This is a genomic window from Streptomyces sp. NPDC006552, from assembly GCF_040611655.1.
Taxonomy (GTDB): domain Bacteria; phylum Actinomycetota; class Actinomycetes; order Streptomycetales; family Streptomycetaceae; genus Streptomyces.
The window spans coordinates 17,181-36,075 of the sequence record NZ_JBEXOS010000055.1; the positions used below are offsets into that span (position 1 = coordinate 17,181).

The 18,895-nt window shown below is 72.2% G+C and carries 17 protein-coding genes; 6 read left to right on the top strand and 11 right to left on the bottom strand.

Going from position 1 to position 18,895, the window contains the following annotated elements; translation table 11 throughout:
* Positions 1 to 5: 5 nt before the first annotated feature.
* A complete protein-coding gene (locus ABZY33_RS26700) occupies positions 6 to 1,388 on the bottom strand; it encodes a glutamine synthetase family protein (RefSeq protein WP_356494222.1) in 1,383 nt (460 codons plus the stop codon).
* A 96-nt stretch (positions 1,389 to 1,484) separates the two neighbouring features.
* Here ABZY33_RS26700 and ABZY33_RS26705 point away from each other — a divergent pair, with 96 nt between their 5' ends.
* Together ABZY33_RS26705 and ABZY33_RS26710 are read left to right on the top strand one after the other, a co-directional pair.
* Positions 1,485 to 2,210 (top strand): FCD domain-containing protein, encoded by a 726-nt coding sequence (locus tag ABZY33_RS26705; protein ID WP_356494223.1) that lies wholly within the window; start codon positions 1,485 to 1,487, stop codon positions 2,208 to 2,210.
* A 233-nt stretch (positions 2,211 to 2,443) separates the two neighbouring features.
* Positions 2,444 to 3,142 (top strand): gamma-glutamyl-gamma-aminobutyrate hydrolase family protein, encoded by a 699-nt coding sequence (locus ABZY33_RS26710; RefSeq protein ID WP_356494224.1) that lies wholly within the window; start codon positions 2,444 to 2,446, stop codon positions 3,140 to 3,142.
* Positions 3,143 to 3,253: 111 nt separating this feature from the next.
* Here the strand turns inward: ABZY33_RS26710 and ABZY33_RS26715 are convergent, their stop codons facing one another.
* The gene (locus tag ABZY33_RS26715; protein ID WP_356494253.1) at positions 3,254 to 4,144 is read right to left on the bottom strand and encodes a LysR family transcriptional regulator; all 891 of its coding nucleotides are present in this window, start codon (positions 4,142 to 4,144) and stop codon (positions 3,254 to 3,256) included.
* Positions 4,145 to 4,289: 145 nt separating this feature from the next.
* Between ABZY33_RS26715 and ABZY33_RS26720 the strand changes: the two genes are divergently transcribed.
* On the top strand, positions 4,290 to 5,438 hold the full coding sequence (locus ABZY33_RS26720) for a TDT family transporter (RefSeq protein ID WP_356494225.1): 1,149 nt from the start codon (positions 4,290 to 4,292) through the stop codon (positions 5,436 to 5,438).
* 37 nt (positions 5,439 to 5,475) lie between these two features.
* Here ABZY33_RS26720 and ABZY33_RS26725 read toward each other — a convergent pair whose 3' ends face one another.
* The 4 genes from ABZY33_RS26725 to ABZY33_RS26740 all read right to left on the bottom strand — a co-directional run bounded on the left by ABZY33_RS26725 (position 5,476) and on the right by ABZY33_RS26740 (position 10,737).
* Positions 5,476 to 6,198 carry a helical backbone metal receptor gene (locus ABZY33_RS26725; RefSeq protein WP_356494226.1) on the bottom strand — a complete coding sequence of 241 codons (723 nt, stop codon included), beginning with the start codon at positions 6,196 to 6,198 and terminating at the stop codon, positions 5,476 to 5,478.
* Positions 6,199 to 6,203: 5 nt separating this feature from the next.
* Positions 6,204 to 6,791, bottom strand: coding sequence for an XRE family transcriptional regulator (locus ABZY33_RS26730; RefSeq protein WP_356494227.1), 588 nt, complete (start codon positions 6,789 to 6,791; stop codon positions 6,204 to 6,206).
* Between the two features lie 207 nt (positions 6,792 to 6,998).
* Entirely contained in the window at positions 6,999 to 9,605 is a 2,607-nt protein-coding gene (locus ABZY33_RS26735; protein ID WP_356494228.1) for an ABC transporter permease/substrate binding protein, read from the bottom strand.
* Positions 9,598 to 10,737 carry a glycine betaine/L-proline ABC transporter ATP-binding protein gene (locus ABZY33_RS26740; protein ID WP_356494229.1) on the bottom strand — a complete coding sequence of 380 codons (1,140 nt, stop codon included), beginning with the start codon at positions 10,735 to 10,737 and terminating at the stop codon, positions 9,598 to 9,600. Before ABZY33_RS26740 ends, ABZY33_RS26735 begins: the two co-directional genes overlap by 8 nt.
* 244 nt (positions 10,738 to 10,981) lie before the next feature.
* On the opposite strand from ABZY33_RS26740, the gene ABZY33_RS26745 reads away from it, so the two are divergent.
* The 3 genes from ABZY33_RS26745 to ABZY33_RS26755 all read left to right on the top strand — a co-directional run bounded on the left by ABZY33_RS26745 (position 10,982) and on the right by ABZY33_RS26755 (position 13,930).
* The gene (locus ABZY33_RS26745) at positions 10,982 to 11,926 is read left to right on the top strand and encodes a 5'-3' exonuclease (protein ID WP_356494254.1); all 945 of its coding nucleotides are present in this window, start codon (positions 10,982 to 10,984) and stop codon (positions 11,924 to 11,926) included.
* Positions 11,927 to 11,983: 57 nt separating this feature from the next.
* Positions 11,984 to 12,826 (top strand): siderophore-interacting protein, encoded by an 843-nt coding sequence (locus tag ABZY33_RS26750; protein ID WP_356494230.1) that lies wholly within the window; start codon positions 11,984 to 11,986, stop codon positions 12,824 to 12,826.
* 156 nt (positions 12,827 to 12,982) lie between these two features.
* Complete coding sequence (locus tag ABZY33_RS26755; RefSeq protein WP_356494231.1) at positions 12,983 to 13,930, top strand: pseudouridine synthase; 948 nt, start codon at positions 12,983 to 12,985, stop codon at positions 13,928 to 13,930.
* On the opposite strand, the gene ABZY33_RS26760 is transcribed toward ABZY33_RS26755, so the two are convergent.
* The 5 genes from ABZY33_RS26760 to ABZY33_RS26780 form a co-directional block, all read right to left on the bottom strand.
* Positions 13,924 to 15,390, bottom strand: coding sequence for a cytochrome P450 (locus ABZY33_RS26760; RefSeq protein WP_356494255.1), 1,467 nt, complete (start codon positions 15,388 to 15,390; stop codon positions 13,924 to 13,926). The two genes, ABZY33_RS26755 and ABZY33_RS26760, sit on opposite strands and share 7 nt — an antisense overlap.
* A 129-nt stretch (positions 15,391 to 15,519) precedes the next feature.
* Positions 15,520 to 16,080 (bottom strand): ATP/GTP-binding protein, encoded by a 561-nt coding sequence (locus ABZY33_RS26765; RefSeq protein ID WP_356494256.1) that lies wholly within the window; start codon positions 16,078 to 16,080, stop codon positions 15,520 to 15,522.
* A gap of 67 nt (positions 16,081 to 16,147) precedes the next feature.
* The gene (locus tag ABZY33_RS26770; protein ID WP_356494232.1) at positions 16,148 to 16,579 is read right to left on the bottom strand and encodes a DUF742 domain-containing protein; all 432 of its coding nucleotides are present in this window, start codon (positions 16,577 to 16,579) and stop codon (positions 16,148 to 16,150) included.
* Complete coding sequence (locus tag ABZY33_RS26775; protein ID WP_356494233.1) at positions 16,576 to 16,983, bottom strand: roadblock/LC7 domain-containing protein; 408 nt, start codon at positions 16,981 to 16,983, stop codon at positions 16,576 to 16,578. Before ABZY33_RS26775 ends, ABZY33_RS26770 begins: the two co-directional genes overlap by 4 nt.
* A complete protein-coding gene (locus ABZY33_RS26780; RefSeq protein ID WP_356494234.1) occupies positions 16,980 to 18,635 on the bottom strand; it encodes an ATP-binding protein in 1,656 nt (551 codons plus the stop codon). Before ABZY33_RS26780 ends, ABZY33_RS26775 begins: the two co-directional genes overlap by 4 nt.
* Between the last annotated feature and the right edge of the window lie 260 nt (positions 18,636 to 18,895).

The following is an 18,895-nucleotide window of genomic DNA, read 5'->3' on the forward strand; positions in this document are numbered from 1 at the left end:
GTCCTTTACATGCGTTCGAAGGAGCGGCGCAGCTCCCAGTCGGTCACCGCGGCGTCGAACGCGTCGAGTTCGACCCGCGCCGTGTTCCGGTAGTGGGCGACGACCTCGTCCCCGAAGGCGGCCGCCGCGATCGGGCTGTTCTCCCACAGCTCGGCGGCCTCGCGCAGGGTGGTGGGGACGTGCGGGTAGCCGGCCTCGTACGCGTTGCCCGCGCAGGGCTCGGGCAGCTCCAGCTTCCGCTCGACGCCGTACAGGCCCGCCGCGACCAGGCCGGCGACGGCGAGGTGCGGGTTGACGTCGCCGCCGGGGAGCCGGTTCTCGAAGCGCAGCGAGCGGCCGTGGCCGACGACGCGCAGGGCGCAGGTGCGGTTGTCATGTCCCCAGGCGACGGCGGTCGGGGCGAAGGAGCCGCGCTGGAAGCGCTTGTAGGAGTTGATGTGCGGGGCGTACAGGAGGGAGAAGTCGCGCAGGGCGGCGAGCTGGCCGGCGAGGAAGTGGCGCATGAGCGGGGACATCCCGTCGGGCCCGGCCATCGCGTTCGCGCCGTCCGCGTCGGTGAGCGAGAGGTGGATGTGGCAGGAGTTACCCTCGCGTTCGTTGTACTTCGCCATGAAGGTGAGCGAGGCGCCTTCCTGCGCGGCGATCTCCTTGGCGCCCGTCTTGTAGATCGCGTGCTGGTCGCAGGTGACGAGGGCCTCGTCGTAGCGGAAGACGATCTCGTGCTGGCCGGGGTTGCACTCGCCCTTGGCGGACTCCACGCTCAGGCCCGCGCCCGCCATGTCGTTGCGGATGCGGCGCAGCAGGGGCTCGATCCGGCCGGTGCCGAGGACGGAGTAGTCGATGTTGTACTGGTTGGCCGGGGTCAGGCCCCGGTAGTTCGCGTCCCAGGCCTGCTCGTAGGTGTCCTTGAAGACGATGAACTCCAGCTCGGTGCCGACCTGGGCGCTCAGGCCGTGTTCGGCGAGGCGCTCCAGCTGGCGGCGGAGGATCTGCCGGGGCGCGGCGACCACGGGCGAGCCGTCCGCCCAGGCGAGGTCGGCGATGAGCAGGGCCGTGCCCTCGTGCCAGGGGACGCGGCGCAGGGTGGCCGGGTCGGGGCGCATGGCGAAGTCACCGTAGCCGCGGTCCCAGGAGGACATCGCGTACCCGTCGACGGTGTTCATCTCGGCGTCGACGGCGAGGAGGTAGTTGCACCCCTCGGTGCCGTGCTCCAGCACCTCGTCGAGGAAGAAGCGCGCGGCGAACCGCTTGCCCTGGAGCCTGCCTTGCATGTCCGGGAAGGCCAGGACGACCGTGTCGATCTCGCCGCCCGCGACGAGGGCGTGCAGCGCCTCCACGGAGAGCGGGGGTGTGCGGTCCGCCGCCGCGGGCGGTGTGCGGTCTGCCACGGGAGGAACCTCCTTGGGGCCCGGAGGGTCCCTTGGGTCGGCCGAGAGCCATAAGGTATTGCCGAGAACCATTGCTTGGGAAGGGGGTTGGGCCAGATGTCCCACACGGGAGCCGAGGGGGGCCTCGGGACGGTGCTGCGCCCGGTGCGGGCGGGCAACGGTTTCGAGGAGGCGCTGGCGCAGATCCTCCAGGTCGTCCGGCTCGGCCTGGTGCCCGGCGGCGAACGGCTGCCGTCGGAGCGGGAGTTGGCGGACCGGCTCGGCATCAGCCGGGTCACGCTGCGGGAGGTCCTGAAGGTGCTCCAGGACCAGGGCCTGGTGGAGTCGCGGCGCGGGCGCTACGGCGGCACGTTCGTGCTGCCGCGGTCCGGGGCGGCCGGCGAGGAGGAACTGCGGCGCCGGATCAACGGCGTGGACATCGAGGACGTGCTGCGCTTCCGGGAGGTGCTGGAGGCCGGGGCCGCCGGGCTGTGCGCGGCGCACGGGCTCGACGCGGAGCGGGCCGGGCGGCTGCGCGCGGCGCTCGCCGCCACCCATGACGCGCCGCTCGCCGACTACCGCCGCACGGACACGCTGCTCCACCTGACGCTCGCCGGACTCTCCGGCTCCCCCTCGCTGGCCGCGCAGTACGCGGCGGTGCGCGCGACGGTCAACGACCTCCTCGACTGCATCCCGCTCCTGGTACGGAACCTGGAGCACTCCCAGCGCCAGCACACCGCGCTGGTGACGGCGGTGCTCGACGGCGACGCGGACGGGGCGCGGGAGGCGATGCGCGAGCACTGCGCCGGGACGGCCGCGCTGCTGCGCGGATTCCTGACCTGATCCTGACCCGCCCTGGCCCCGGCCCCGGCCCGGGGGTCGCTCTCCGTGCAGCCTTTCCGCAAAGGTTCGTATTCATCCCATTGGGCGGCCGGAAGGGAACGGGGGCGGTGCCCGCATGCTGAACGTGGCGGTGTCCCGCGCGGCTGATCTCGTACGCTCTGCTGTCGCCGGAGCGGGCACCGGGCGAAATGCCCGCCCGCAGGGACACGACCGAGGTTCGGGAGCACGGCACCATGCAGAGCAGGCCGCTGATCGGCATCAGCACCTACTGGGAGAAGCAGACCCGCTGGGGCGTGTGGGAGCTGCCCACGGCGCTTCTGCCGGCCGGTTACCCGCAGCTCGTCCAGGCGTCCGGCGGGCTCGCCGCGATGGTGCCGCCGGACGACGCCCGGCACGCGCCGTCGGTGGTGGCGCGGCTCGACGGGGTGATCGTCGCGGGCGGCCCGGACGTGGAGCCCGCCCGGTACGGCGCCGAACGCGACCCGCGGACGGGCCCGGCGGCGACGGAGCGGGACACCTGGGAACTGGCGCTGATCCGGGCCGCGATGACGTCCGGCACCCCGCTGCTCGGCATCTGCCGCGGCATGCAGTTGCTGAACGTGGCGCTCGGCGGGACGCTGACCCAGCACCTCGACGGCCACCGGGACGAGATCGGCGCCTTCGGGCGGCACGCGGTGACATCGGTGCCCGGCACCCGGTACGGGGAGCTGGTGCCGGAGGAGACGCAGGTGCCCGCCTACCACCACCAGGCCATCGACCGGCTCGGCCGGGGCCTGGTGGCGTCGGCGCACGCGGCGGACGGCACCGTGGAGGCCGTCGAACTGCCCGGGATGACCTGGGTCATGGGCGTGCAGTGGCATCCGGAGATGGGCGAGGACACCCGCGTCACCGAGGGCCTGGTACGAGCGGCGGCGGCCCCCCACGGCTTCTGAGAGCCGAGCTGTTCAGCCCCTCCGGCGATTGAGGAGCGGGATCCGGGGCAGCGCCCCGTGACCTCAGCACCGGCGCCGGGCGCGCCCGGAACAGGACCGGCCCGCGCCCTCTCACGCCGACCGCGTCAACCCCAGCAGATCCCTGGCAGGCCCCACCGGCAGGTGCCCCGTGGGCCACACCGCCCGAAGATCCCGCGCCAGCCGCACCCCCTCCAGCGGAATCCGGACCAGCCGCCGCGCGGCCAGCTCCTCCCCCACTGCCAGCTCGCTCAGGACGGAGGGCCCCGCCCCGCTCACCGCCGCCGCCTTCACCGCGGTCGTCGACGACAGCTCGATCAGCGGGCGGGCCAGACCGCCGAGCGCCGCGTCGAGGACCTGCCGGGTACCGGACCCCTCCTCCCGCAGGATGAGCGGCGTGCCGGCCAGCTCCGCCGCCGTGAGCGCCCGGCGCCTGCGGGCCCAGGGATGGCCCGGGGCCGTCACCACGATCAGGTGGTCGTGGGCGATGACGGCGGCGTCCAGACCGGCGGGGACCGCGGTCCCCTCCACGAACCCGAGGTCCGCCTCGCCCGAGAGCAGCCGCTCGGCGACCGCGGCGGAGTTCCCCGCGAGCAGCGACACCGCGGTGTCGGGCCGCTCGGCGCGCAGCGCGATCAGCCAGCGGGGCAGCAGGTACTCCGCGATCGTCATGCTGGCCGCCACCCGCAACCGCGAGTCCCGCCGGTCGCGCAGGGCCTGCGTCCCGGCGTCGAACTGCTCCGCCGCCTCCACGACCCGCCGCGCCCAGTCCGTGACCAGGGCGCCCGTGTCCGTGAGCCGGGAGCCGCGGGGCGAGCGGTCGACGAGGGCGAGACCGAGCTGCCGCTCCATCGAGCGGATCCGGCTGCTCGCCGCGGGCTGCGTGATGCCGAGCTCGCGCGCCGCCCCGCCGAGGCTGCCCAGCCGCGCCACGGCGAGCAGCAGCTCCAGCGCGCCGAGATCGGGGACCCGGTGCGCGAGCATGCCCGGCGGCGCCGCCCCGGACCCCGCGGCCTCCCGCCGCTCCCGGGCGCTCCCCCCACTGGACTCCACGCTCATAAACCCAGCTTATGCCCCCATAGCGGCAACGGCCCTGGTGGGGGGCGGGTCCGCCCGTCACGGTGGGGTCATGGTCACCGCCGCCCACCCCGCCGCAGCCCTCGGCCCCCGCGCCACGCAGCACCGCGCGCCCGCCGTCCGCCACCTCGGCCCGAACTGGTACGCCGCCGTCATGGGCACCGCGATCGTGGCGAACGCCGGTGCGACCCTGCCCGCGACGTCCGCCGTACCGCGGGCGGCCTGCACCGCCGTGTGGGCGGTGTCGGCCGTGGCGCTGCTGGTGCTGCTCGCCGCGCGGGCCCTGCACTGGACGCACCACCGCGACCAGGCGCGGGCGCACCTGCTGGACCCGGCGGTGGCCCCGTTCTACGGCTGCCTGTCGATGGCGCTGCTCTCCGTGGGCGCCGGAGCCCTGCTGCTCGGCCGGGACTGGATCGGGCTCGGGGCCGCGCTCGCCGTCGACACGGTGCTCTTCACGGCCGGCACCCTGACCGGGCTCGCCGCGGCGGTCGCCGTCCCGTACCTGATGGTGGTCCGGCACCGGATCGAGCCGGGCCGGGCCGCGCCGGTGTGGCTGCTGCCCGTGGTGGCGCCGATGGTGTCGGCGGCGGTCGGACCGCTGCTCGTCCCGCACCTGCCACCGGGCCAGGGCCGGCAGGCGCTGCTCCTGGCCTGTCACGGCATGTTCGGGATGAGCCTGCTCGCGACGCTCGTGATGCTGCCGCTGATCTTCGCCCGCCTCGTCACCGCGGGCCCGCTCCCCCTGGCCCTGGCACCGACGCTCTTCCTCGTCCTCGGCCCGCTGGGCCAGTCGACGACCGCCGCGAACAAGTTCGCCGACGTGGCGCACGGCGTCCTCCCCGCCCCCTACGCCCGCGGCTTCGCGGTGTTCGCGGTCCTGTTCGGCGTCCCGGTGATGGGCTTCGCCCTGCTGTGGCTGGCGCTCGCGGCGGCCCTGGTGGTCCGGGCCCGCCGCGCGGGCATGGGTTTCTCGATGACCTGGTGGGCGTTCACGTTCCCGGTCGGCACCTGCGTCACCGGCGCGGAGGGCCTGGGCAAGCACACGGGCCTGGCCGCGTTCGACGCCCTGGCCCTCGTGCTCTACGCGGTCCTGGTCGCGGCCTGGGCGGTGGCGGTGACCCGTACGGCACACGGCCTGTTCACCGGCCGCCTCCTCACGGCCCCCGCCCCGGCACGGTCCCCGGCACCGGCCGCCTGACTCCGGTCCCCCGCCTGGGCGCGAGGCCCGTACGTACCTAGGTGACCGCACCCCGCAACGCCGCCCCCAGCACCGCCGGGGCCTCCCCCAGGGACGGCCCGTACCAGGTGAGATGGCGCCCGCTGACCAGTGCCGCGGGAAGTTCGAACGCCTCCGGCCCGTCCTCCGCCGTGAAGCGGTAGGGCTCGTCCGGCAGCACCGCCAGCTCCGCCCCGCAGGCCCGGAGTTCGTCGAGCGCGACGCGCGGATAGCGCTCCGCGTGCCCCGCGTACACGTGGTCGACGCCGAGCCGTGCCAGCAGGTCCCCGGCGAAGGTGGCGCGGCCGAGCACCATCCACGGGCGCCGCCAGACGGGCACGACGGCCCGCACCCGGCGCTCCGCCACGACCTGCGCGGGCGCGTCCCACGCGGCCTCGGCCTCGTCCAGCCAGCGGGGCCGGGACGCGGCTCCGCACGCGGTCACCACCCGGTCCAACTCGCGCAGCGCGTCGGGCAGCCGGCGCACCTCGGTGACGAGGACCTCGATCCCGGCGGCGCGCAGGGCGGCGAGGTCCGCCGCCCGGTTCTCCTCCTCGTTGGCGACCACGAGGTCGGGCCGCAGCGCGACGACGGCGGGCACGTCGGGGTTCTTGGTGCCACCGATCCGGGCGACGCCGAGGTCCACCGGATGGCTGCACCAGTCGGTGGCCGCGACCAGGGCGCCGGGAACCGTCACCGCGACGGCCTCCGTCAGCGAGGGGACCAGGGAGACGACCCGCACGGCCGCTACTTCGGTCCGGGCTCGTCGACCGCGTCGATGTGCTCCGCGACCGCCACGACGAGGACCCGCGCCTCGGCGACGGTCGCCCGCCAGCGGTGCCGTACGCCACCGGTCAGGTAGAGGGTGTCGCCGCGCACCAGGCGGTAGGCGCGGCCCTCCGCCTCCACCTCGACGGCGCCTTCGGTGACGTGCATCAGGACGTCGTTGCGCAGCTGGAACTCGCGGCCCGGGTCGTGGTCGCCGACGAATTCCTGCGCGTGCATCTGGTGGTGTCCGCGGACCAGGGAGCGGACGACGAAGGCGCCGCCGCCCTCCGCGGAGCCGTCCTCCACGCTCGTGTCGTCGGCGCGCACCAGGTCCACCGTGCGGGCCGGGTCCGCGGCGGCGAGCAGTTCGACCGCGGTGGTGCCGAGGGCGTCGGCGACCTTCTCCAGGGAGCGGTGGCTGGGCCGGGCCCGCTCGTTCTCGACCTGGCTGAGGAAGGGCACGGACAGGCCGCTGCGCTCGGCGACGGCGGAGAGCGTCAGTTCGAGTGTCCGGCGCCGGCGCCGGACGGCCGCGCCCACGCGCAGTGTCTCCTTGTGTTCGTCCATGACATCCGCTCCCTCCCACCGCATTGCCCGGATCGTTTACTTGCACCCTACGCATGTTCGCCTGCCGGTTTCATGCGAGCGGGATAAGCAGTGGGTCACGATCGGCCCGCCGGCCGCCCACGCCGAAGGGGTGGGCCCCGGCCACGGCTGCTGCCGCGGCGGGGCCCACCCCTCGGTCCGAAGGCGGCGCACAGGGCGCCGTGGCCGTCAGGAGGCGGTCATCCGCTTCTCGACGTCCTGGTGCGTCTCCAGCCACGCGGAGACGGCCTTCTCCTCCTGGCCCTGACCGCGCTTCTTGATCTCGGCCTCCAGGCTGCCCAGCTCGTCCTCGCTCATCTTGAAGTCCTTGAACCATTTCGTGAGCTGCGGGTACTTCGCCGGGAAGTCCTTGTGGGAGATCGTCCGGATGGTGTTGCCCTCACCGAACTTCTTCTTCGGGTCGGCCAGCTTGGTGAGCTTGTACTCGCTGTAGGCCCAGTGCGGCGACCAGAGCACGACCGCGACCGGCTCCTTCTTGGCGTAGGCGCGCTTCAGCTCGGCCAGCATCGCCGGGGTGGAGCCGTCGACGACCTCGTACTCCTTGTCCAGGCCGTACCCGGGGAGCACCTCCTTCTTCAGGAGGTTCATCTCGCCGGTGCCCGGCTCGATGCCGATGATCTTCCCGTCGAAGGTCTTCGCCTTGCCCTTCAGGTCCGCGAGGGACTTGACGCCCTTCACGTAGGACGGGACGGCGACCTCCAGCGAGGTCGGGCTGTACCAGCTGCCCAGGTCCTTCAGGTTGTCCTTGTTCTTGTTCCAGTAGTTGCTCTGCGCGTACGGCAGCCAGGCGTCGAAGTTGACGTCGAGGTCACCGCTGGCGAGGCCGGTGTAGACCGGGCCGACGTCCATCTGCTTGAGGTTCAGCTTGTAGCCGCGCTTGTGCAGGACGTTCTTCCACAGGTAGGTGACGGCGACGTCCTCGTCCCAGGGGAACCAGGCGACGTTCACCGGCCGCTTGGTCTCGGCCGCGTTCGCCTTCTTCACCGGGGCCAGCTTGTCGACGACGCCCGGGTTCTTCTTCAGCCAGGTCTTCACAGCGTCCTGCTGCTTTCCCTTGCCGGTCTTGTTGATCTCGGCCTCAAGGCTGGTGAGCTGCTTCTCGCTCATCTTGAAGTCCTTGAGCCACTTGTCGACCTCGGGGAAGTCGGTGCCGAAGCCCTTGCGTGCCAGCGAGTGCACGCCGTCGCCCTTGCCCCAGGCGCCCTTGGGGTCCTTGAGCTTCTTCAGGTCGTAGTCGTTGTACGCCCAGTGCGGCGACCAGAGCGGCACGACGATCGGCTTCTTCTTGGCGTAGGCGCGCTTCAGCTCGGCCAGCATCGCCGGCGTGGAGCTGTCGACGACCTTGTACTCCTTGTCGAGGCCGTACGCCTTGAGGATCTTGCTCTTCAGCAGGGCCGTCTCGCCGGCGCTCGACTCGATGCCGGTGATCTTGCCGCCGAACGTCGCGCCCTTGCCCTTGAGGTCGGCGAGGGAGTCGATGCCCTTCATGTACGAGGGCACGGTCAGCTCCAGCGACGTGGGGCCGTACCAGGAGCCCAGGTCCTCCAGCTTGGAGCCGTACTTCTTCCAGTACTGGGCGTGCGTGGTCGGCAGCCAGGAGTCCGTCTCGAAGTCGACGGCGCCCTGGGCGAGCGAGGTGTAGAGCGGACCCGCGTCGAACTGCTTGGCCTCGACCTCGAAACCGCGCTCCTCCAGGATCTCCTTCCACAGGAACGTGGAGGCGACGCCCTCGTCCCAGGGGATGTAGCCGATGGAGATCTTCTTGCCCTGGCCGACGTTGCCGGTGTCGCCCGAGGCGGTCGTCGACGTGGAGCCGCCGAAGACGCCCATGCCGCCCGCGACGAGCGCGAGGACGACGACGCCGACCATGGCGACGGCCGGACGGGGGCGGTAGGACCAGATCTTCAGGCCCTGCGCGGCGCGCACCTTGGCGAGCGCGCGGCGGCCCAGCGGGGAGACCTGCTGCCCCAGCGAGCTGGTCATGCGGTCGAGGTAGATCGCGAGGATGACGATGGAGATGCCGGCCTCGGCGCCGAGGCCCACGTTCAGCTGGCCGATGGCCTCGTTGACGGCGCCACCGAGACCGCCGGTGCCGACCATGCCCGCGATGGCGGCCATGGACAGGCCCAGCATGATGACCTGGTTGACACCGGCCATGATCGTCGGCAGGGCGAGCGGCAGCTGCACCCGCATCAGGGTGTTGCCGGGCTTGGTGCCGAACGCGTCGGCGGCCTCGACCAGCTCCTTGTCGACCTGCCGGATGCCCAGCTCGGTCATGCGCACGCCCGGGGGCAGCGCGAAGATCAGTGTGGCGACGATGCCGGCGGGGGCGCCGGAACCGAAGAAGAGGATGGCCGGGATCAGGTAGACCATCGCCGGCAGTGTCTGCATCAGGTCGAGGACCGGCCGGAAGAGGCCGCTGACCCGGTTGGAGCGGGCCGCCCAGATGCCGAGCGGCACGGAGATGACGAGCGCGATGATCGTCGACACGAGGACGAGCGACAGCGTGAGCATCGCGTCGTCCCACAGTTCCAGGTTGTCGATGAACCAGAACCCGACGAAGGTCAGCACGCCCGCGGTGGTGCCGCGCAGCCAGAAGGCGATGACGGCGAAGATACCGGCGAGCAGGAGGGGCTCGGGGGCCTGGAGCACATCGCCGATGCCGTCGTAGAGGCCGTCGAAGATGGTCTTGAAGAAGTCGAAGAGCCACGACATGTGGTTGAGCAGCCACTCGACCACGTCGTTGACCCAGTCACCGAAGGGGATCCTAGGCACCGGCGTTCACCTTCTCCACCGGTCCGTCGCCCTCGCCGCGCGGCGTCGGGACGGCGTCCTTCGGCGCTTCCTGGGCGGGGCCGGGGGCCGCGCCGTCGCTCTCCACGGACTTCATCGGCTCCCCGAGGACGGCCAGCAGACGCTCCCGCGGGACGACGCCGACGAGGGCGCCGTCCTCACCGGTCACGGCGACGGGTATGGAGCTGGTGGAGCAGGGCGTGAAGAGTTCGATGATCGGGGTGGACTCGGTGACCGTCGCCGGGGCGGCGGCCGCCGTGTACCCCTCCTCGGGGGTGGCCATGATCGCGCCGGCGGTCAGCACGCGGGAGCGGTCGACGTCCTGGGTGAAGGAGGCGACGTACTCGTTGGCCGGGGTGACGAGGATGTCCTCGGCGGTGCCGATCTGGACGATGCGGCCGTCGCGCATGACGGCGATGCGGTCGCCCAGGCGCATGGCCTCGTTCAGGTCGTGGGTGATGAAGACGATGGTCTTCTTCAGGGTCTTCTGCAGATCGAGCAGCTGGTCCTGCATGTCACGCCGGATCAGCGGGTCGAGCGCGCTGAACGACTCGTCCATGAGCAGCAGGTCGGCGTCGGTCGCAAGGGCGCGGGCCAGACCCACGCGCTGCTGCATACCGCCGGACAGCTCGTCGGGGAAGGACTTCTCCCACCCTTCCAGGCCGGCCAGGCGCAGCGCCTCCGTGGCCCGCGCGTCCCGCTCGGCGCGGGGCACGCCCTGCACCTCCAGGCCGTACGCCGCGTTCTCCAGGACGGAGCGGTGCGGGAAGAGCGCGAAGTGCTGGAAGACCATGCTGATCTTCTTGGAGCGGACCTCGCGCAGCTCGCGGGGGGACAGCTGCGTCAGGTCGTCGCCGTCGAAACGGACGTGTCCCGCCGTGGGCTCCAGCAGTCCGTTCAGCATGCGCAGCAGGGTGGACTTGCCGGATCCCGACAGACCCATGACGACGAAGATCTGCCCGGGCTCGACGGTGAAGGACGCGTCGATCACCGCGGCGGTCGTGCCGTCGGCGCGCAGTTCCTCACGGTCGGCTCCGCGGCGGAGTGCCTCCACCGCCTCATCGGGTCGTCTGCCGAACACCTTGTACAGGTCTTCGGCTTCAAGCCTGGACACATACACCTCTCGGGTCGAACCAAGACGGCCCGCCTCCCCCGCCGGCGGGCCGTGGTGCGGTGCGGGGTCGGCCCGCGTGAAGCCGGCCGCGCCGTCAATAGTTGAACGTGCGACCGGGTCCGCTCCGAGGCGGCACCTCCCCAGGTTTATGCGAACCAAACAGAACAGTGGCCCAGTTCACATTCTGTTAACCCTTCACCCCGGATTCCGCGACGAACGGTGACTGTCCGTGGCGTGCGGCATGATGCGGAGCGTGACCCAGGAAACGAACCAGCGCCTGATGCTGCTCGACACCGCGTCCCTGTACTTCCGGGCCTACTTCGGGGTGCCGGACTCCGTCAAGGCCCCCGACGGCACGCCGGTGAACGCGGTGCGCGGGCTGCTCGAATTCATCACCCGGCTCGTCCACGACCACCACCCCACCGACCTGGTGGCGTGCATGGACGCGGACTGGCGCCCGCAGTGGCGCGTCGACCTCATCCCGTCCTACAAGGCGCACCGCGTCGCCGAGGAGACGGCGGCCGGGACGCCGGACGAGGAGGAGGTCCCCGACACCCTCTCCCCGCAGGTGCCGATCATCGAGGCGGTCCTGGACGCGGTGGGCATCGCGCGCGTGGGTGTGGCGGGGTACGAGGCGGACGACGTGATCGGCACCTTCACCGCGCGGGCGACGGGCCCGGTCGACATCGTCACCGGCGACCGCGACCTCTTCCAGCTCGTCGACGACGCGCGCGAGCGCCGCGTGCTGTACCCCCTCAAGGGGGTCGGCAGCCTCCAGATCACGGACGAGGAGCTGCTCCGCGAGAAGTACGGGGTGGACGGCTCCGGCTACGCGGACATGGCGCTGCTGCGCGGCGACCCGAGCGACGGGCTGCCCGGGGTGCCCGGCATCGGCGAGAAGACGGCCGCGAAGCTGCTCGCGCAGTTCGGGGACCTGGCCGGGATCATGGCCGCGGTGGACGATCCGGCCTCCAAGCTGACGCCGACCCAACGCAAGCGGCTGAACGAGTCGCGGCCCTACCTGAAGGTGGCGCCCCAGGTGGTGCAGGTGGCACCGGACGTGCCGCTGCCGAGCGTCACCACGACGCTGCCGCGTACGCCGCACGACCCCGAGCTGCTCGACCAGCTGGCGACCCGCTGGGGCCTGGGCGGATCCCTCCACCGCCTCCGCACCACCCTCTCGGCCTGAGGTGCTAGCTTAGGCTTGCCTAACTACGCCGCGCAGCACCGATCAAGGAGACGGCACATGGCCGAGCGTCCCGCCCGCAAGCCCCGCAAGGCCCGCTCGGCGCAGGTCGTGCGCACCGAGCGGCTCACCGCGCACATGCAGCGCGTGGTGCTCGGCGGCGAGGGCCTGGCGGACCTCCCCGAGCTGACCTGCACCGACCACTACGTCAAACTGCTCTTCCCGCCGGCCGGTGTGACGTACGCCGAGCCGTTCGACGTGGAGCGCATCCGGGAGGAACTGCCGCGCGAGCAGTGGCCCGTGACCCGGACGTACACGGTGCGGGCCTGGGACCCGGCGGCGCGCGAGCTCTGCCTCGACTTCGTGATCCACGGCGACGAGGGCCTCGCCGGTCCCTGGGCGGCGAGCGTCCAGCCCGGCGCGACGATCCACTTCATGGGCCCGGGCGGCGCCTACGCCCCCGACGCGTCGGCCGACTGGCACCTGCTCGTCGGCGACGAGAGCGCGCTGCCCGCCGTGGCCGCCGCGCTGGAAGCGCTGCCGCCGGGGGCGCGGGCCCACGCCTTCCTGGAGGTCGAGGGCCCCGAGGAGGAGCAGAAGATCGAGACGCCCGTCGAGGTCACGTGGCTGCACCGGGCGGGCCGCCCTGTCGGCCAGGCGCTGATCGCCGCGGTCACCGGCCTCGACTTCCCCGCGGGCCGCCCGCACGTGTTCGTGCACGGTGAGGCGGGCTTCGTGAAGGAGCTGCGCCGTCATCTGCGGGTGGACCGTGGGATCCCGCGCGAGGACCTGTCGATCTCCGGGTACTGGCGCCTGGGCCACAACGAGGACGGCTGGCAGGCGTCCAAGCGGGACTGGAACGCGCAGGTGGAGGCGGAGCAGGAGGCTCCGGCACCCGCCTGACCCGACCGAGAGGCAGGTGATCATCTCCCGGCCCCGCCGGCGGTTGAGGAGCGGGGCTCGGGGCTTCGCTCAGGCGCCGAGGGCGCCGAGGGCGCCGACCGACGGACCCGCCCAGGACGGGCACCGAGCGGAGAGCGCCCCGTACCCTGACCCGGGATGAGACACCGCAGGCACCGCACCCCGCCCTCCCCCCTCCCCCAGCGCGACGGCATCGACGCCGTCCGCGTACGGATGCCGCCGGCCGACCGGTGGGAGACGGTGCGGGCCCACCTCGTCGACCGCCTGGCCGCACCGAAGGGGACGGTCGACGCGATGATCGCCGAGGCCCGGATCGTCGGCGCGGACGGCACGCCCATCACCCCGGCGACGCCCTACCGCCCCGGTGGCCACGTCTGGTTCCACCGGGACCTGGAACCCGAGCATCCGGTCCCGTTCGCCGTCGAGGTCGTCCACCGCGACGCGCACATCCTCGTGGCGGACAAGCCCCACTTCCTGGCCACCACCCCGCGCGGCAGCCACGTCACCGAGACGGTGCTGGCCCGGCTCCGCCGGCTCTCGGGAGAGCCGGCCCTGAGCCCGGCCCACCGCCTGGACCGGCTCACCGCGGGCCTGGTGCTCTTCGTCGTACGGCCCGAGGAGCGCGGCGCGTACCAGACCCTGTTCCGCGACCGGCAGGTCACCAAGGAGTACGAGGCGGTGGCCCCGTACGACCCCGCGGTGCCACTGCCCGCCACCGTCCGCAGCAGGATCGACAAGGAGCGGGGCGTCCTGACCGCGCACGAGGTCCCGGGCGGCGTCCCGAACGCGCTGAGCACGATCCGGCTCCAGGCCACCCGGGGCGCGCTGGGCCTGTACCACCTGACGCCGCACACCGGCCGCACCCACCAGCTGCGGGTGCACATGAACTCCCTCGGCCTGCCGATCCTCGGCGACCCGCTCTATCCGCGGATCGCCGAGGAGTGCCGCCCCGACGACTTCCGCAGGCCGCTGCAACTCCTCGCCCGCACCCTGGAGTTCCGGGACCCGGTGACGGGCCACGAGCACAGGTTCGTGAGTGAGCGGCGGCTGGCGGCCTGGGAGTCCTACGAGTCCTGGGCTCAGTAGCCCCGCCACCACCGCAGGAACCGCTGCCAAGCCGAGACCGGGGCCGCATCCCGCGCCTCGTCGCCGGCCGTGGGCGGGGCCGGGGCGGTGTCCGGTTCCACGGGGCCGGCCGGGGCGGTGGGCGCGGCCGCGGGCACCGGGCCCCCGGACGACACCTGCCAGTCGGTCCGCGGCGGCGGCACCATGCTGGGCCTGGTGATGACGGACTGCTGGGCGCGCGGCGTGAAGGAGACGGGCAGCGCCACGAGGTGCCGGGAGAGGATGGTCGACCGCCACCGCAACTCCCCTTCGTCGATGGAGAGTTCCGCGTCGGGCAGCCGCATCAGGAAGGCGTCGACGCCGATGTCCGCGATGGCGCGCCCGATGTCCTGCCCGGGGCACTCGTGGGGTCCGCCGCCGAAGGCGAGGTGGGACCGGTTGCCCTGCATGTGCTCGGTCGGATCGGGGCGCACGGCCGGGTCGACGTTGCCCGGCGCGATGCCGAAGATCAGTCCGTCACCGGCGCGGATGTGCTGTCCGCCCAGCTCGGTGTCGACCTTGGCGAAGTAGGCGACCATCGCACTGAACGGCGGCTCGTCCCACAGCGACTGCTCGACCGCTTCCGGCACGGTCATCTGCCCGCCGTTGAGCTGGGCGCGGAAGCGCGGGTCGGTGAGCACGGTGCGCAGCACGTTGGCGATGAGGTTGGCCGTGGCCTCGTAGGCGGCGATGAGGACGAGCCGCAGGTGCTGGCCCACCTCGTCGTCGGTGAGGCCGGCCGGGGCGGCGATCAGCCGGCTGATGAAGTCGTCGTCGGGACCGCCCCGGCGGCGGGCGGTGAGCTCCATGAGGATGCCCATGATGTATTCGTTGCTGGCGATCGCCGTCTCGGTGCCCTTGATCATGTCGCGGGCGGCCTGCACGAAGCGCTCGCTGTAGGCCTCGGAGGCGCCGAAGATGTCGAGCATGACCATCATCGGCAGGTGCTCGGCGAACTCGCTGACGACGTCGCACGAGCCGCGCTCGCAGAACCGGTTGATGATCTCCTGGCAGGCCTTGTTGATGGCCCGGCGCAGGCTGCGGTGGTCGATGATCTCCAGGGCGTGGGTGACGGCGCCGCGCAGCCGCAGCTGTTCGGCCCCCTCGGTCATGGAGCAGATGGGCTGCCAGCTGAAGACCGGCGCGAGCGGGTGGGTGGGTTTGACCGTGCCGTTCTTCAGGGCGGTCCAGTTGCGGGCGTCGCGGTTGAACTGGGAGGTGGAGCGGATCATGTGGAGGTTCTCGCTGTGGCCGAGCACCGCCCACATGCGTACGTCGTCGTGGATGAGCACGGGGGCGACGGGCCCGTGCTCGGCGCGGAGTTTCTCGTAGACGGCCGCGAGGTCCGCGTCGGCCTCGGGCCCGTAGAGCCGGCGGATCCCGTCGGGACCGAGCGCGTGCGCGGGGCAGCCCGGCGGCGGGCCGAACGCGGGGTCGCCCAGGGGGTCGTAGCCGGCGGGCGACTGGGAGGGCTGGGAGGGAGACGTCACGGTGATCGCTCCGGTCGTGAAGGCAACAGGGGTGGTGGGGGCGGGGTGAGGGCGCACGGGGCGCGTGGGGACGCCATGGCGTCAGACCCGTACGGCCATCTCGTGCAGATAGCGCATGAGGGTCATGAGGACGTCACGGCTGGAGGCGCGGCGGCGCGCGTCGCACTCGATGATCGGGACGTGCGGGTCGAGGTCGAGGGCGTGGCGCAGCTCCTCCGTGGGGTAACTCGGCCCGTCGGGGAAGGCGTTGTTCGCGATGACGAACGGCACGCCGCGCTCCTCCAGGCGTCCGATCACGTCGAAACTGACTTCGAGGCGGCGGCTGTCGATGAGCACGACGGCGCCGAGCGCGCCCTCGAACAGTCCGTTCCACAGGAACCAGAACCGCTCCTGGCCCGGCGTGCCGAACAGGTAGAGGACGAGTTCGTCGGTGATGCTGATCCGCCCGAAGTCCATGGCGACGGTGGTGGCGGTCTTGGTCTCGGAGCCGTAGTCGTCGTCGACGCCGATGCCCGCCTGGGTCATCGTCTCCTCGGTGGTGAGCGGGCGGATCTCGCTGACCGAGCCGACCATCGTGGTCTTGCCAACACCGAACCCGCCCACGATGACGATCTTCACGGCGGAGGTGACCGTCTCGGGCATCCGGTCCTCGGCGCGCGGGCCGGGGATGTGAACGCCGCTCGCCGGCGTCTCCGTCGCGGCGCCGGCGTCAGAGCTTCTGTAGTCCATGCATCACCGCTTCGAGGAGGGAACGGTCGGCGACGGCGCCCCGGATCACCGGTGCCCGCGACTGGACGAGTTCGGCCGCGAGGAGTTCGCCGAGCAGCACGGTGACCACGCTGAACGGCAGGTTGAGATAGGCCGAGATCTCCGCCGTGGACAGGGGCGTGCGGCACATGCGCAGGACGGCGCTCTGTTCCGGCGGTGCGGCCGGCGGGGGGTCGGCGCGGGCCACGATGAGGGTGACCAGGTCGAGGGTGGCGCGCTCGGCGCCCTCGGTGCCGCCGGTGATGACGTAGAGCCGCTCGGGGTCCCTGGGGTCCTTGGGGCCCTTCTCGTCCGGGCCCGGGGCCGGGCGGCGCTCGCGCTGGGGCGGCGGTTCTTCGTCGCGGAACGGCGGTTCCAGGGAGCGTGGCGTCATACGGTCTGGCCGTTGCGTCGGGGCGGGCTGGTCAGGTGGGCGCCGATGCGGATGACGAGGTCGCGCATCTGGTGGCTGATCAGCCCCGCGTCGACGTACGGGTCGGCGAGGACGGCGAGGTACGCGCCCTTGCCCGCGGCCATCAGATAGAAGAAGCCGCCGTCGACCTCGATGATGACCATGTTCATCTTGCCGTTGCTCTCCGGGATCTCGGAGGCGACGGCGGAGGCGAGGGACTGGAGTCCGGCGCAGGCCGCGGCGATCCGGTCGGCGCCGTCGGGATCGCCGCCGAACCGGGCGATGCGCAGACCGTCCGCGGAGAGCACCACGACCTGGCGCACATTGGGCACGCCGTCGGCGAGCTCCTTGAGCATCCAGTCGAAGTTGGCGCGTTGCTGGATCACTGGCGGTCTCCCTCGTCGACCTGCTGGTTGTACGCGTCGTCGTACGGCTTGTCCGGGTCCGCACCGGCGGCCGCGCCGTTCTCGCCGGGCTTCAGCCCGTTCATGAACGCCTCGACCCACAGGCCCGGTTCGGGCTGCGCGGGCCGCTCGTGCTCCGGTTCGGCGGGCGGGGCGGAGGCGGGGCCGCGACCGGAGCCCGGCCTCGCGCCGCCGCCGGAACCCGCTCCGGACGCCGGCCCGGACAGATCGGGGTGGCGGGGCGTCACGACGATCTGGTCGTCGATGATCTTCGTGTCGACCTTGCGGCGCCGCTGCGGCAGTCCGTTGGCCCGCCATTCCGTGACCACGGGGACGTCGTCCTCCATCGCGGTGACGACCGGGGCGGAGGGGCGCGGACCCGTGGTGGGCCGGCGCGTCTTCTTCAGCCGCGGCTCTTCCTTGATCGGTACGCCGTTGTGGTCGACGCGGGGGACGGCGGTGGCGCCGATGCCGTGGGCGAGGCCGGGCGCGGGCCCGGTGCTCATCATGTCGCGCGGCACGACGAGGACGGCGCGCACGCCGCCGTAGGCGGACTGGCGCAGCGAGATCTGCATGTCGTACATCGAGCAGAGGCGGCCCACGATGGCGAGGCCGAGGCGCGGGTTCTCGCCGAGGTCGTTCAGGTCGATGCCGGCCTTGGCCTTGTCGAGCATCCGCTCGGCCTTGGCGCGCTGCTCCTCGCCCAGGCTGACGCCGCCGTCCTCGATCTCGATGGCGATGCCGGTCTGCACCTCCACGGCGGTGACGTGCACCCGGGTCTGCGGTGGCGAGTAGCGGGTGGCGTTGTCGAGGAGCTCGGCGCAGGCGTGGATGAGGGGCTCCACGGAGACGCCCCTGATGGCCACGTCACAGATCGCGTGCAGGTCGATGCGCGGGTATTCGAGGATGCGGGACATGGCGCCGCGCAACACGCTGTAGAGCCGGACGGGCTTGGGCCACTGGCGGCCGGGGCGGGCGTTGCCGAGGACGGTGACGGAGTCGGCGAGCCGGCCGATCAGGGCGGTGCCGTGGTCGATGCGCAGGAGGTCGTCGAAGACCTCCGGGTTGCGGCCGTGGTCCTCCTCCATCTCGCGCAGTTCCTGGGCCTGTTTGTGCACGATGGCCTGGACGCGGCGGGCGATGGAGACGAAGGCGCGCTGCGCGGCGTCGCGCATGGCCTCCTCGCGGTCGATCTCCTTGAGGGCGAGGCGCAGCAGTTCGCGCTCGCCCTGGGTGGTGTCGCGGAAGGCGGGGTCGGAGTCGCAGGTGTTGCGGACGGCGTCCCGGGGGTTGTCACCGGTGCGCATCCGGTACAGGGCGTGCGGCAGGACCTCCTTGGCGACGCGCATCGTGCGGTGTTCCTGGGCGGAGATGCGCGCTTCCAGGTCGGCGGTGTGCCGCGCGTACTGGAGGCGCAGCCCCTTGAGGAGGCGTCCGCGCCGGACGGCCTCGGCCGCGACGGCGACCACCAGGAGCGTGCCGAGCGCGCCGCACAGGGCCACGGCGAGGCGGGCGGGCTGGGTGACCAGGGCGACGGCCGCGCCGGTGGTGGCGGCCATGACCATGGCGGGCAGCAACAGCACGCGTGTGTAGGGGATGTCTCGGCCACCGGGAGGCGATTGAACACTCACCATGTATGCCCTCTGAACGGTCGGGTCGGGGAAGTCGGCGATGGTTCGCCACAGTTCGTGCCGGGGATCAATGCGCACCATCGACGCACGGGGGAACAAACGCCCGAATCCAGCTCAACTCGGTGCGCTGCGGGCGAGCTTAGTCCGACCGGATCATCGCCGAGTCATATTCAGCAAGGCCCTGAAATCTCCCGGCGGCAGGCATACACTCGCTCCCATTTGCACGCTCCGCTGCGATTCGCACACATGGAGTAAGGGCGTCC

Coding starts and splice junctions, on each gene's coding strand:
- ABZY33_RS26730 (WP_356494227.1), bottom strand. CDS start 6,791: ATGGACGAACACAAGGAGACACTGCGCGTGGGCGCGGCCGTCCGGCGC.
- ABZY33_RS26765 (WP_356494256.1), bottom strand. CDS start 16,080: ATGCCCGAGACGGTCACCTCCGCCGTGAAGATCGTCATCGTGGGCGGG.
- ABZY33_RS26780 (WP_356494234.1), bottom strand. CDS start 18,635: ATGGTGAGTGTTCAATCGCCTCCCGGTGGCCGAGACATCCCCTACACA.
- ABZY33_RS26705 (WP_356494223.1), top strand. CDS start 1,485: ATGTCCCACACGGGAGCCGAGGGGGGCCTCGGGACGGTGCTGCGCCCG.
- ABZY33_RS26770 (WP_356494232.1), bottom strand. CDS start 16,579: ATGACGCCACGCTCCCTGGAACCGCCGTTCCGCGACGAAGAACCGCCG.
- ABZY33_RS26745 (WP_356494254.1), top strand. CDS start 10,982: ATGCGGAGCGTGACCCAGGAAACGAACCAGCGCCTGATGCTGCTCGAC.
- ABZY33_RS26755 (WP_356494231.1), top strand. CDS start 12,983: ATGAGACACCGCAGGCACCGCACCCCGCCCTCCCCCCTCCCCCAGCGC.
- ABZY33_RS26720 (WP_356494225.1), top strand. CDS start 4,290: ATGGTCACCGCCGCCCACCCCGCCGCAGCCCTCGGCCCCCGCGCCACG.
- ABZY33_RS26710 (WP_356494224.1), top strand. CDS start 2,444: ATGCAGAGCAGGCCGCTGATCGGCATCAGCACCTACTGGGAGAAGCAG.
- ABZY33_RS26715 (WP_356494253.1), bottom strand. CDS start 4,144: ATGCTCGCGCACCGGGTCCCCGATCTCGGCGCGCTGGAGCTGCTGCTC.
- ABZY33_RS26750 (WP_356494230.1), top strand. CDS start 11,984: ATGGCCGAGCGTCCCGCCCGCAAGCCCCGCAAGGCCCGCTCGGCGCAG.